This window comes from Pseudoalteromonas sp. SWN29 (assembly GCF_015864465.1).
Classification (GTDB): Bacteria; Pseudomonadota; Gammaproteobacteria; order Enterobacterales; family Alteromonadaceae; genus Pseudoalteromonas.
This window is the reverse complement of record NZ_JADYXE010000048.1, coordinates 1-12,693: the sequence shown is the minus strand read 5'-3', so window position 1 is coordinate 12,693 and position 12,693 is coordinate 1. Positions and strand designations below refer to the sequence as shown.

At 34.4% G+C, this 12,693-nt stretch carries 14 protein-coding genes; 13 read left to right on the top strand and 1 reads right to left on the bottom strand.

The window, feature by feature from the left end:
- Positions 1 to 31 precede the first annotated feature (31 nt).
- The 13 genes from fliS (at position 32) to I6F53_RS16345 (ending at position 12,069) form a co-directional block, all read left to right on the top strand.
- Positions 32 to 454, top strand: coding sequence for a flagellar export chaperone FliS (fliS, locus tag I6F53_RS16405; protein ID WP_197240348.1), 423 nt, complete (start codon positions 32 to 34; stop codon positions 452 to 454).
- Positions 444 to 740, top strand: a complete 297-nt coding sequence (locus I6F53_RS16400) for a hypothetical protein (RefSeq protein ID WP_197240346.1) — start codon at positions 444 to 446, stop codon at positions 738 to 740. The genes fliS and I6F53_RS16400 overlap by 11 nt, the downstream gene beginning before the upstream one ends.
- 7 nt (positions 741 to 747) lie before the next feature.
- A complete protein-coding gene (locus I6F53_RS16395; protein ID WP_197240344.1) occupies positions 748 to 2,847 on the top strand; it encodes a motility associated factor glycosyltransferase family protein in 2,100 nt (699 codons plus the stop codon).
- A gap of 10 nt (positions 2,848 to 2,857) precedes the next feature.
- Complete coding sequence (locus I6F53_RS16390; RefSeq protein WP_197240342.1) at positions 2,858 to 4,165, top strand: hypothetical protein; 1,308 nt, start codon at positions 2,858 to 2,860, stop codon at positions 4,163 to 4,165.
- A complete protein-coding gene (locus I6F53_RS16385; RefSeq protein WP_197240340.1) occupies positions 4,158 to 4,871 on the top strand; it encodes a hypothetical protein in 714 nt (237 codons plus the stop codon). The genes I6F53_RS16390 and I6F53_RS16385 overlap by 8 nt, the downstream gene beginning before the upstream one ends.
- Positions 4,872 to 4,933: 62 nt before the next feature.
- Positions 4,934 to 5,542, top strand: coding sequence for an SIS domain-containing protein (locus tag I6F53_RS16380; RefSeq protein WP_197240339.1), 609 nt, complete (start codon positions 4,934 to 4,936; stop codon positions 5,540 to 5,542).
- Positions 5,539 to 6,549 (top strand): Gfo/Idh/MocA family protein, encoded by a 1,011-nt coding sequence (locus tag I6F53_RS16375; RefSeq protein ID WP_197240337.1) that lies wholly within the window; start codon positions 5,539 to 5,541, stop codon positions 6,547 to 6,549. The genes I6F53_RS16380 and I6F53_RS16375 overlap by 4 nt, the downstream gene beginning before the upstream one ends.
- Positions 6,542 to 7,201, top strand: coding sequence for an SDR family NAD(P)-dependent oxidoreductase (locus I6F53_RS16370; protein WP_197240335.1), 660 nt, complete (start codon positions 6,542 to 6,544; stop codon positions 7,199 to 7,201). Before I6F53_RS16375 ends, I6F53_RS16370 begins: the two co-directional genes overlap by 8 nt.
- Positions 7,198 to 8,268, top strand: coding sequence for an AroB-related putative sugar phosphate phospholyase (cyclizing) (locus I6F53_RS16365; protein WP_197240333.1), 1,071 nt, complete (start codon positions 7,198 to 7,200; stop codon positions 8,266 to 8,268). Before I6F53_RS16370 ends, I6F53_RS16365 begins: the two co-directional genes overlap by 4 nt.
- The gene (locus tag I6F53_RS16360) at positions 8,265 to 9,179 is read left to right on the top strand and encodes a phosphoglycerate dehydrogenase (RefSeq protein WP_197240331.1); all 915 of its coding nucleotides are present in this window, start codon (positions 8,265 to 8,267) and stop codon (positions 9,177 to 9,179) included. Before I6F53_RS16365 ends, I6F53_RS16360 begins: the two co-directional genes overlap by 4 nt.
- Positions 9,176 to 9,880 (top strand): SDR family NAD(P)-dependent oxidoreductase, encoded by a 705-nt coding sequence (locus I6F53_RS16355; protein WP_197240330.1) that lies wholly within the window; start codon positions 9,176 to 9,178, stop codon positions 9,878 to 9,880. The genes I6F53_RS16360 and I6F53_RS16355 overlap by 4 nt, the downstream gene beginning before the upstream one ends.
- 3 nt (positions 9,881 to 9,883) lie before the next feature.
- Positions 9,884 to 11,014 carry a cytidylyltransferase domain-containing protein gene (locus I6F53_RS16350; RefSeq protein WP_197240328.1) on the top strand — a complete coding sequence of 377 codons (1,131 nt, stop codon included), beginning with the start codon at positions 9,884 to 9,886 and terminating at the stop codon, positions 11,012 to 11,014.
- Positions 11,015 to 11,046: 32 nt separating this feature from the next.
- Positions 11,047 to 12,069 carry a class I SAM-dependent methyltransferase gene (locus I6F53_RS16345; RefSeq protein ID WP_197240327.1) on the top strand — a complete coding sequence of 341 codons (1,023 nt, stop codon included), beginning with the start codon at positions 11,047 to 11,049 and terminating at the stop codon, positions 12,067 to 12,069.
- Between the two features lie 39 nt (positions 12,070 to 12,108).
- Here I6F53_RS16345 and I6F53_RS16340 read toward each other — a convergent pair whose 3' ends face one another.
- Complete coding sequence (locus tag I6F53_RS16340) at positions 12,109 to 12,495, bottom strand: hypothetical protein (RefSeq protein WP_197240325.1); 387 nt, start codon at positions 12,493 to 12,495, stop codon at positions 12,109 to 12,111.
- Positions 12,496 to 12,693: the final 198 nt, after the last annotated feature.

The window sequence follows — 12,693 nt, the reverse complement described above, 5'->3', positions numbered from 1 at the left end:
TTAATTTAAAGAACACGAAAATAGGTGATATATGTATAACGCCAGAGTAAAAAATTATCAAAAAGAAGCCCTCAAAACACGTGTGGCAGGGGCTGATCGCTATGAAATTATTCAAATGTTGATGGCGGGAGCTATTGAAAAAATGGTACTTGCAAAAGTGGCGATTGATAAAAAACATCTAGAGGCCAAAAGTGAACATCTATCAAAGGCATCTGCAATTCTTGCTGCATTACGTGATTGTTTAGATTTTGAAGTTGGTGGTGAAGTGACAGAAAATCTATTTTCATTATACTCGTATATGATTGAACGCTTAATTGACGCTAGCATTCAAAACGATGTGACAATAGTAGATGAAGTGTCTAATCTATTAAAAGAGATTAAGTCTGCATGGGATGCAATTCCTTTCGAAATCCGCAATCAAACTTTCGCTGAAAACAGTGCCCATGCAAGCTGAAATTGGAAAACTAGAAGCGCAATTATATACATTTAAAAAGTATATTGCTGATCAGTTAGTCGAAGACGCTACTGATCAGCTTGAAATTATAACAAAATCGTTGAAAGATGTATTTTGTCAACCTCATGATATTACTGAGTCAGATAAAGAACGGTTAGAAAATATTAATCAACAACTGATTGAATTATGTCAGCAGCTTCAAGTTAAAAGAGATTCAAGTAAAGACAACCTTTCTAATGTTATGAAAAATAAAAAGAAAGTTGAATTATATAATCAGCTTAAGTAGGCTATAAATGATCCTTCCCCCTAACTTTCAAGACCAAATAAACGAAATAGAACAAAAACTATCAGAAGCACAAGCACACGAATTAAGAGAACAGCAATTTGCTGAAGAGGCAAATGAACGGTTCACAAAAAATTTAGCTGCATTTGAACAGTATTACCCAGACGTTTTTAAAGCTATTCAAGAGTTTCAACCCCGAGAAGATTTTTGCCTTCATGTCACAAAGTCTGGTCACGGTAACTTTGTGCCAAAAGGAAAAGAAGCGCCGCTTTATGGTGATAATCCAGTGGAGCAGGCTAGACTACAAGTTGAAAAGGCTGTAAAAAATCCAACACTTACATTAACAGAATACACACGATATAACCCTCTAAGCCGAGATGAACGAATCCATATTAGGTATATGCAGACTTTAGGTCAGTATATGTTGGATCTTAAAGAAAGTGGTGAGCCTCAACAGTTATTGTCTTTGCCAGAGCAGTTTCCTACAGGAGTGATTTTTGGTTTAGGTTTAGGTTATCAACTTCCAGAATTATTATCACATACTAAATTTGATTATTTATTCATCATTGAACCAGATTTTGAGGTGTTTTTTGCTAGTCTTTTTTGTATCAATTGGACAAATATCGTTTCTTCTATCGATCAAAGTAATGGGTGCTTATTTTTGCACCTTGGTGCGAATAAACAGGAATTAATTAATGATTTAAATACTGTTGTAGAAGATATTGGTGCGTTTTCAGTTGTTAGAAGCTTTTGTTATCAACATTATTCAGATGAAACGTTATCAGATTTGGTCAATAAATTCTTTAAAGATTACTTTAGGTTTCAATTTGGTTTTGGGTTTTATAATGATGCAATTACGGGACTAGCTCATACCTATCATTTAGTAAACAAAAAAGTCCCCTTTTATGATGCGAAGAATGACCCATTGGCAGTATTAAGTAAAGTCCCTATTTTTATTATAGGTAACGGACCTTCTTTAGATGAGGCTGAAGAATACATCAAAGAAAATAGTCAAACAGCGATTATTTTTGCATGCGGTAGTGCGCTAGGTTCCTTAACTAGTATGGGAGTTAAAGCTGATTTTCATATATTAGTTGAACGACCATATAGAAATTACCAAGCCGTATTAGATATGGCTAGCAAAGAAACCTACAAAGATTTGAATCTGTTGGCACTTAATACTGTTTATCCGGATACAGTTGATTTATATGCTTGGTCAGGACTGGCATTAAAAGGTAACGAGTCAGCAACCGATTACATTAATATTATGCTGGCGTTACATGGTAAAAACAGTTTAGCATCTGTATCATATTCAAACCCATTAGTGGCTAATGCTGGTTTGTCGTTGGCATTGAATTTTGGCTTTCAAAATATACATTTATTTGGTGTGGATAATGGTACTTTTAATAAGGAACATCATTCGAAATACAGTATCTATGATGATAATAAAAATACTAAATTTCGCTACTTTCCAAATAAAGTTGGCGACCATGTTCTAGAAGGAAATTTTGGTGGCTCTGTAACGAGTAATAGTGTTTATTCAATGTCAGTAAAGCAGCTAGAAGATCTTATTGAATATAAGCCTGGAGCTCATATTGTTAATGTTGGACAAGGAGCAAAGGTTAGAGGAACTGTTGCCTCCCATGCTAACGAACTAGAAGCTTTGGATTTAAATATTGATAAGAAAGTAGTTATTGATTTAATAAAAAATCAGTTTTCTTTACTTCCTTTCGACGATGTTGATGAAAAAAAACTTGGCATTGATAAAGCGTATGAATTGGTATGTTCTTTAAAAGATATTGCCAGTAAAAAATACAGTACAGTGCTAGAAGCAAATGAGTTATTGAAGCGCCAGCAGCGATACTTATATGCGTTTCGAGGAACTATATTCAGCCATATTTTCCAACTTTTTAAAGGGACATTACTCTATTATCATTGCCCAATGTTAACCGTTTTGTACAAATATGAAAATAGTGATGATTGTTTAAAGATATTTTCAGAGTTAAATATTTTATGGATTAATTATTTAGATGAAATTGCCTCCCACTTACTTTTATCTGCTACAGATAAATGTGACTGGGCTTTTTATAATGTAAAAGCAAAAAAATAAGGCTGGCTTAGTGAAAGGAACAAATTTATCTTGCTTTCAAAAACAACGTGTAGTTATTGCTCCATTTAATGATCTAGCTATTGAATTACGCAAAGCCCTCCCTGAGTATATTAACTTTATAGGTTTTTTTGATTCAAAAAAAACAGATGGTTGTATTTTGAGCCAAGAATGTATAGATAGCGATACTGTTATCATTGTTTGTAGTCCCAATTATTGGCAAGAAATAGCGCAAAAATTCCCCATAAATAGTGTGTTTATTTATAATCGTCAAGGTTTCGAATTAATACTATATGATGATTACTTGCAACTTATTTCTACTGAAAAGACATTCGACGTTTTATTGCTACCCTATAATAAATCCAATATTATAGACCTCAACTTACTATCCAAGGAGTTATTAAGCCTTGGTTTAACAAGTGCATTAATTGATGTGAATTCTGATTTTGATAACAATATTCGAGAAGGCTTTGCGTCTATTCACGAACAGAATATTATCCACAGAGACTGTCTACCATTTATTAAGTCTAAGGTACTTGTAGCATCTAACGATTGGGACCCTGGTTTTGGCCGCGAATATATCTCTAATCAAAAAGACAATGGGGTCAAAACTATAGGGATTGTTGATGGAATAGAAGATTTTCAAGATTCCGATTATAATTATGAGAGGCGTGCTTATCACACCACGGAGTATGTGCTACTAATGGGACGTGATGATCAATCTCATTTTAAAAATAAAATTGATAAAACATGTATTATTGGTTTACCAAAAATGTGGGATTTGTATAACGAAAAAAGAGCACTGCCTAAAAAGCCAAAAGTTATGATCAACGTTAATTTTACTTATGGTTTTTTTGAAGATATACGCAAACAGTGGGTTGAAGCCGTAATAAGTGTTTGCGAAGATCTATCATTGCCTTTCGTTATTTCTCAACACCATGCAGACAAAGGTGAATTTTCATTAGAGATGCTATCACCGAATTGCGTATACGAAACAATTGAAGAGTGTTCGGTGGTGATTTCTCGATTTAGCACAGTAATACTTGAAGCGTTAGCAATGGGGAGGTATGTAATTTATTTTAATCCTCATGGTGAAACTGTTGATTTATATAAATATCCTAAAGGTGCATATGAAATAGCTACTTGCCAAAAGTCACTAACGTTAGCGCTTAATAAATCTTTAGCGAAAGCTCGAAATGAACAAGCAGTGAATGTTTTTTTAGACCGAAAATGTAATGTATTAAGTGATATTCAGCCTTCAAAAAAAGCAGCTCAGTTTATTAATAATATAATTTTAGAAATGGGTGAGATCTTTGAGTAATAAGCATTTAATGATTATTTGTAATGGACCATCGGTTAAGGAGTTAGTTGAATATGGATTTAACTCAATCCCTAAACATATAGATACAGTTGCATGTAGTTTAGCGTATAGGCACTTTAAAGAAGTTAATTGGTGGCCGACATATTATTGCTTAACAGATCCAAAAGTTCTCTTACACCATAAAGAAGCTTTTCAAGAAATGATTTTAGATCCTAGTAATGGTATTAAAAAATTTTTCCTTAGTACGAAACTTCCCCAATTAGATATTGATATTCAGTTTCAAGATCCATTTAAACGTGTTGTTGACACTGAATGGCAAGTTACAGGCCAAGCTGCATTCAAGGTAGCATTAATGCATAGTTACGAATATCTTTATATAATAGGTTGTGACAATCGGTATTATTGGGATCATAGTTTGGTTAAACCTTTAAATGGAACAAGAAAAGAAGACAACCGTGCAATAGTAATTGAGGATGTACTTGAAAATCCAAACTATGGAATTCCAAATTACTTAAGGAAAGGAGATATAACTAGTTGGTTATTTAATCACCCAGATAAATCTATTACTTCTTCATCTAATAATAAGGTGTGGGATGAATTGGTAGCAGAAGCGGAGTTAAAAAAAATAAAGATTATAGATTTTTCAAATAGTAATTTGCCTGTTAAAACAAAAGAAAAGTCTATTATAAAATTTTTAGCTCATTGACTAATTTAGAATATGTTTTTATTACTGGTTGTAGTTTATTAAATACTTGAAAGAGGGAAGTTATGAAAAATAAGCAAACATTTGTGCAAGGGTATATAACAAAGGTTATTGACGCTCTAGAAAGTATCAACACAGCTGAGGTTAGTAAAATCATTTCTAGTCTCGACGAATGCCATTACAGAGGTGGAACTGTTTACATTATTGGTAATGGAGGTTCTGCTGCTACAGCTTCGCATATGGCAAATGATTTCGGTGGAGGCTTAAAATTAAGAGATATTAGAACCTTTAAAATAGCCAGTCTCGCAGATAACTCAGCCTTATGTACTGCTATAGCCAATGATGTTGGCTTTGAAAATATATTTTATGCGCAGATAGTGGACGAAATAACAAATCATGATCTATTAATCGCAATCAGTTGCTCAGGAGATTCTCCTAATATCGTAAAGGCAGCCGAATATGCGAAGCAACAAGGTGTTAATATTATTGGCTTAACAGGTTTCTCTGGTGGTAAGTTAAAAGAACTTTCAACTTTTAATTACCATATTGAAACTGAAGCAGGTGAGTATGGCGTAGTTGAAGATCTTCATATGATTTTTGATCATATGATTTTTTCATATTTCCTATCTTTAGAACCGGAAAAGCAGAACTACAGTAAAAGGTTTAAAGCATGATATTAAAAGTTGCCATTGCAGGCTATGGCAAAATGGGAAAAATACGTGCTAATGCTATTCAAGAAAATATGGATACTGAGCTGATAGGTATTTATGAACAAAATAATGAATTTATTTGTAATGATAGATTAGTTAAATTAGCTGTTAATGATTATGACGAGTTATTAGCGCTAAAACCTGATGCAATATTTATATGTGCTTTTAACCATGTCGCAGCTGAATACACGATCAAAGCTCTGAATATGGGCATTCATGTTTTTTGCGAAAAACCTCCAGCTAAAAATTCGATTGAACTAAAAAAAGTTATTGCTGCTGAGGAAAAATCGAATAATGTCTTGAAATATGGCTTTAATCATCGTTTTCATTATAGTGTAAGTGAAGCTAAAAAAATTATTGATAGTGGTCGTATGGGCAAGCTTTTATGGCTTAGAGGGGTGTACGGTAAAGCTGGTAGTATTGATTATAAAGATAACTGGCGTAATTTTAAAAATTATTCCGGTGGTGGTATTTTGATGGATCAAGGTATTCACATGCTTGATCTCTATAATTATCTATCAGGTCTAAATTTTGAGGTCGTTTCGGCTACCTTGCAAAATAGCTTTTGGCCTGTGGGAGTTGAAGATAATGCGTTTGTACTTTTACAAAGCGGCGATGTCCTCGCGTCTATGCATTCATCTGCAACACAATGGAAACATAAATTTCTATTAGAGATGTGTTTTGAAAACGGTTTTGTTAATCTCGATGGCATATTATCTGATTCTAGAAGCTATGCTCCTGAGACCTTAGTTGTTGCAAAAAGAGAGTTTGAAGATGTTACTTTTGCTATGGGTAAACCTGCAGAGACAGTAACTTGGTTTGAGAATGATGACAGCTGGAAGCTCGAGCTGGAAGAATTTATTAATGCCATAGAGCATGGTCAGAAACTTACTCATGGTACTAGTGAGGATGCATCAAAAGTATTAGATTTAGTTGAGAGAATTTATTCTAAGAGTGGATTTTATGACTAAAAGAGTACTTTTAACTGGTGGCAGTCGTGGGATTGGAAAAGTAATTAATGAAGTGTTTACATTAGCTGGCTTGGATGTAGTTGTACCTAGTAGAGAACAGCTAGACCTTAGTTGTGAAGCTTCTATTGAAGAATTTTTTAATATAACCCCAGCAAAATTTGACATTGTAATTAATAATGCAGGGATCAATATCATCAAACCAATTTTAGAGATCACCTCTGAAGATCTACAGCTTATTAATCAAGTAAATCTTGTTGCTCCTTTGCAGGTAATTCAGCATTGTGTTCCCTATATGCGAGAGCAGCAGGCTGGTCGTATTCTTAATGTCTCGTCTATTTGGGGTATACGCTCTAAAGAATATAGGACCTTATATAGCGGTACTAAATTCGGACTTATTGGCTATACCAAGGCATTAGCGAGGGAGTTAGCTGAAGATAATATTTTGGTGAATGCAGTGTGTCCAGGCTTTATTGATACAGAGTTAACCGCAAAAAGCTTATCTGAACTTCAAAAAGAGCAGTTATTAAAACAGGTGCCGCTAAACCGTTTAGGTAAGCCTGAAGAAATCGCGAAACATATTTTATATCTTGCTACAGAAAATACATTTATTACAGGGCAAGCGACGATTATTGATGGAGGTTTTTTATCGTGAATACAATAGAGATCCCTTCAAATATACATAACTACCTTGTTCACTATGGTTATGAATTTCTAGATTTAAAGGAAAAGTTTGAAGATAATGCTTTTTACATAATTGATAAAAAGGTTTTCCAATTATTCAGCAAGGAGTTATCTTTTGTCAATGAAAATAATAGCCTGCTTATTGATGCATTAGAAGAACACAAGAATCTAGATAAAGTTATTGAAATATATAAAGTATTATTAAATTATGGCTTTAAAAGGAATTCGCATTTAATTAGTATTGGTGGTGGTATTGTACAAGATATCTCAGGTTTTGTTGCATCTACTCTATTTAGAGGTGTGCAATGGAGCTTTATCCCAACCACTTTACTAGCGCAAGCAGATAGCTGCGTTGGTAGTAAAACATCTCTAAATTTAGACAGCTATAAAAATACAATTGGTAGCTTTTACCCACCAAATAACATATACATTTTAGAAGCTTTTTTGAGAACTTTATCTGAACAAGAAATTGATAGCGGTTCAGGAGAGATTATTAAGTTTCTATTACTTTCAGATCACGAACAACCAAATGTTTCTAACATTAAGCAACTTGTAAAAAGAGTAAAAGAAGGTAAATGTAAAGAAGCTATTTATGAAACCCATTTAGTTAAAAAGAGTTATATTTCACAAGATGAGTTTGATCAAGGTAAGCGTAATCTTTTCAATTATGGACATTGCTTTGGGCATGCACTTGAGTACGCTTCGTCATATGCAATACCTCATGGTATTGCAATAACGATAGGAATGGTTTTAGCTAACATCATAAGCTTGAACCGCGGGTTGATTAGCGCTGAATGCTTAAACTTATTAAATGAGCAGCTTCTTTTAGATAATATTAACCTGACTGTAAATCCTGAATATGTCGTAATAGATTTAATCATTGAGGCATTGAAAAAGGATAAAAAGCGTAGAACAAATGATTTAACTTTCGTCCTTCTCAATAGTGATGAGTTCTCTGTTGGGATGTACCACGACGTGTTGCAAAGTGAAGTTGAACAAGCTATCAATCAGTTAATGGAGATTTTGAATTCAAAATGAAAGTAGCAATAACGTCAAAAGCATTTTCAAAAAATGAAACGCTTATTAATTATTTAGCTCATTTTTTCCCCGAATATAAACTAAATTTAACGGGCATGAAGCTTAATGATGATGAACTAGTCGATTTTCTTTCTGATGTCGATGCGGTAATCGTTGCATTAGAATCTATCAATGATTATGTATTATCAAAATTGCCGAATCTTAAATATGTATCAAAATTTGGTGTTGGTTTGAATAATATTGATTTTGATGCTTGTGAGCGACATAACGTCAAAGTGTTATATAAAGCCGGAGTTAACAAAGGGTCTGTAGCTGAAATGAGCTTAGGGTTTTCATTAATGCTACTAAGAAACATCTATACAACATCAAACCTTTTATCTCATGGTGAGTGGCGTAAAAGTGGTGGGGCCAGCCTCTACGGTAAGACAGTCGGCATTATTGGTGCTGGTCATATTGGTGAAGAATTTATTAGGCTTCTGCAACCATTTGATTGCAATATTTTGATCAATGATATTTTAGATAAATCAAAATTGATTGCTGAGTATAATAACGTAAAACAAGTGCCATTAGATTCATTACTCAATCAATCGGATGTTGTATCACTTCATGTTCCGTTAACTGTCGAGACAGAGCAACTTGTTGATACTAGTTTTCTTGCAAAGATGAAACCTTCGGCGGTTCTTTTGAATACAGCTAGAGGAGAGTTAGTAGATCAACTAGCATTGAAAAATAGTCTACTGAAGGCACAAATATCAGGGGCTGCAATCGATGTTTATGATCAAGAGCCACCAACTGATTTAGAGTTATTATCAATACCTAATTTAATTCCTACACCTCATATTGGTGGAAATTCACTGGAAGCAACGCTTGCAATGGGTAAAGCGGCAATTCATAACTTGAGTGATTTATGAATAAGGCGTTGGTAATAGGGGGGAACAGCGGGATTGGCAGTGCGATTTGTCAACGATTTACTGATGCTGATTATAATGTTTATGGCACTGTGCGTGATGCTAATTTATCTCTAGAATTTACTGACGGACTTTTTGTATTAGATTTAACAGATACCGAGTCGTTTAATCGTTTTTGTAAAGATATTGAATCTGTTGGGGCATTTGATGCCGTTATTTTTAATGCCGGTATCATAGAACCTCAGCCATTTGGTGAGTACGAATCCATTAATATAGACAATATGTTTTGTGTTAATACATTATCACCCTTAAAGCTTTTGAATAAGTTAGTGAAAGCTGAGCTTATTCAAAACACTGGTAAGGTGGTATTCGTAGGGTCGATTGCCAGTGTTGTTTCTAAACCAACTTCTGTTGGCTATAGTGCGAGTAAGTCAGCCTTAGTTGGTGCAATTAAGGCCCTCTCATTGAGTCTTGCTGAACACGGTATTTTGGTCAATATCGTTTCACCTGGTCCAACAAAAACTGCTATGTTAGATAAAAACCTCAGTCCTCAACAGCAGCAGGAAATTATCAATACAATCCCTTTAAAAAGGCTAGCTAGACCTGAAGAGGTCGCTCAAGCGGTTTATTTTATGGGCTCAGAAATGAATACTTATATCACAGGGCAAAATATTATCCTTGATGGTGGATTTACAAGTAGGTAAAAAATGAAAATAGTAGCAATGATCCCTGCTCGTTTAGGCAGTAAGCGAGTTCCGAAAAAAAATTTACGTTTGCTAGGCGATAAACCTCTAATTGCATATGTGACAGAAACAGCAAAAGCGTCAGGTGTTTTTGACGAAGTGTATATAAACTCTGAAGCGGACGTGTTTGATAAAATTGCTGATGAGTATGGAGTTAGCTTTTACAAGCGTCCAAGTTCGCTTGCTGCTGACCAAACAAATAATGATCAATTTCTTACTGATTTTTGTGAGAATGTTGACGCAGACATCGTCATTCAAATTTTGCCAACATCACCATTTTTAACGGTTGAAGAAATTACAGCTTTTGTACAAAAAATGAAAGATGAAAGCTTGGAAACGTTAGTTTCTGTTGTTGACCATCAGATTGCGGCTGTTTATCAGGGGAATGAAGTTAACTTTTCAAAAAATGAACCTCATATATCCTCTCAAGATATGGTACCTGTATCTAGTTACGCAACCGTGCTTATGGGGTATCAAACAGCTACATTCCTTAAAAATATTAAAGAATATGGCTTTGCATATCATGGTGGAAACTCGAAGGTAGCATACTTTCCAATTAAGGGTTTTTCTACAGTTGATATTGATAACGAAGAAGATTTTGAGTTAGCAGAAGCTGTGCTTTTATACGTGGAAAATAAGGGCAAAACTCTGCCTAAATACTACCAAGAGAACAACGTCGAGTCTTCAGAAGCTGAAGCGGATGTACCTTCAATTTTAAAGCTAGATGGGATCCACCATTCTAATTTTGAAAATGAAAATAAAATGCTGAGTAATATTCAGGATATAATTAACTCAATGGACAGTAGTGAGTCTTGGTGCTATCGAGTTGTAAATTCTGAAAGCAATAGCGCGACATTGATTTCTCAGCTACCAGGAGAAGGTAATCGTCGTCACTATCACCCTGATTGGAATGAGTGGTGGTATATCGTTGATGGGCAGTGGCAATGGGATATTGAAGATGAGTCGCTTGTAGTTTCCAAAGGGGATATGGTCTTTATAGAAAAAAATAAGTGGCACAAAATCACCGCTATTGGCGATAAACCTGCAATCAGGCTAGCTGTAAGTCGCGGTGATGTAGTACATGTCTATAAATAATCACCAATCAAACTTTTAAAGCGGATACTAAAATGGAACGAAATATTAACTATGCGGAAAATTACTCTTTTAGCGTTAAATTGAATAGAGCTTATGATTTTATTGAAGAACTAAAACGTGAGAATAAGAAAGTTTTATTATATGGAAATAGTAGGGCGGGACGCATTATTGCAAGTTTGTTAGGGGAGTGCGTAGTTGGAGTTGCTGATAGAGCTCATGATGGTTCAGAATCATCAGAAAGACTTTATTCACTTCATCAAATATCAGAAGTGAACTATGACATTTTACTTGTAACGGTTCTTGGCCGAGAAAGTGAAATTATTAATGAACTTGTAAATAATTATAGTGTTAAAAAGGACACCGTTTTAACCTTAAACCTCTCATATGTTCCAACAGATAGCGATAAAGTTAGGGCTTCGATTACAGATGCAAATTTAAATATCAAATATAATAGAGATAGGTGGGGCTCTGAAAGTAAATGGCTAAATTTAGATAACTACGGATACTCTTGGGATGGTGGAAATTCACATACATTGAGTAGCATAGCCAAACTGTCTGATGAGTACCTGAAACCATACTTAAATAATCAATATAACCTAAATATTTTAGAGTTATCACCTGGTGGTGGAAGGTTTACATATGAATTGTTGAGATATGCAAACTCTATAGATTTAGTCGATATGAATGAAGTTTGCCTTAGTTTGTGTAAAAAAAGATATTCAAATTTAACTACTCCAATGCAATTTTATCAAAATGATGGCCAAAGTCTTTCTTGTTTATCAGGTAAAAAATATGATCTGATTGCATGTTTTGACTCAATGGTCCATATGCACCCTGATATTGTTGAAGGCTACATAGAGCAGTTTGCTAAATTAATAAATGAAGGTGGTATTATTTGGTTAGATCATAGTGGTAAAGGTGAAAAGGATATTGGCCATCGTACAGATATGACAGATCTCAAAATTACCGAGATCGCTATGAAAAATGGGCTTTCAGTCATTGCACAACATTTTAGAAATAGCCATGACTGTATTTCAGTTTTATCAACGGGTTAATTTAAGTTTATTGAGCGATAGTTTTGTTTAAAAGCTTCTTTAGATCAATGTAAAACTAAAAGTACCGAGATGATTAAAGTTAACTTGGTACTTCTTTTTTGCATTTATCTCAACGCAAGGACTAATTCCGCCTGTTGCCACTAACTGTCCTTCCCTAAGTGGTAAATTATGCTTTTTTGCTAATTCTAAAAAGTCTGTTAATAAATTGAATGGGGACTTAAGAAGATTGTTGTAAAGCCCTTCGATAACAGGTATTTTGTTATCTAAAAGCTCAATACAGCCGCTAAAATCACTTATTAATGAATCATTCCACCCTATCTCTTTACCGATAATCAGTGCACCAGCGGCGCAATTATCTCTAATTAGATCAGGTAAGATTATGCTAGATAAATCATGTTTTGAATAAGGAAGCTCAACTGATGGCATTACACTGCTTATAAAGTTACAAGCTGAAGTGATTGGGTAATCTATAAAAAAATTGGTTTCAACTTGTTCGTTTAATCTAAAAGTAATTTCAAGCTCCGCTAAATGAGCAGTTGTATCAATCGTAAGCGTATGGCTAACGACACCTAGCCTTGCTTAATATTCCAAGGTAACAGGGGTTCAAGGTTACTTGGCTGCTCT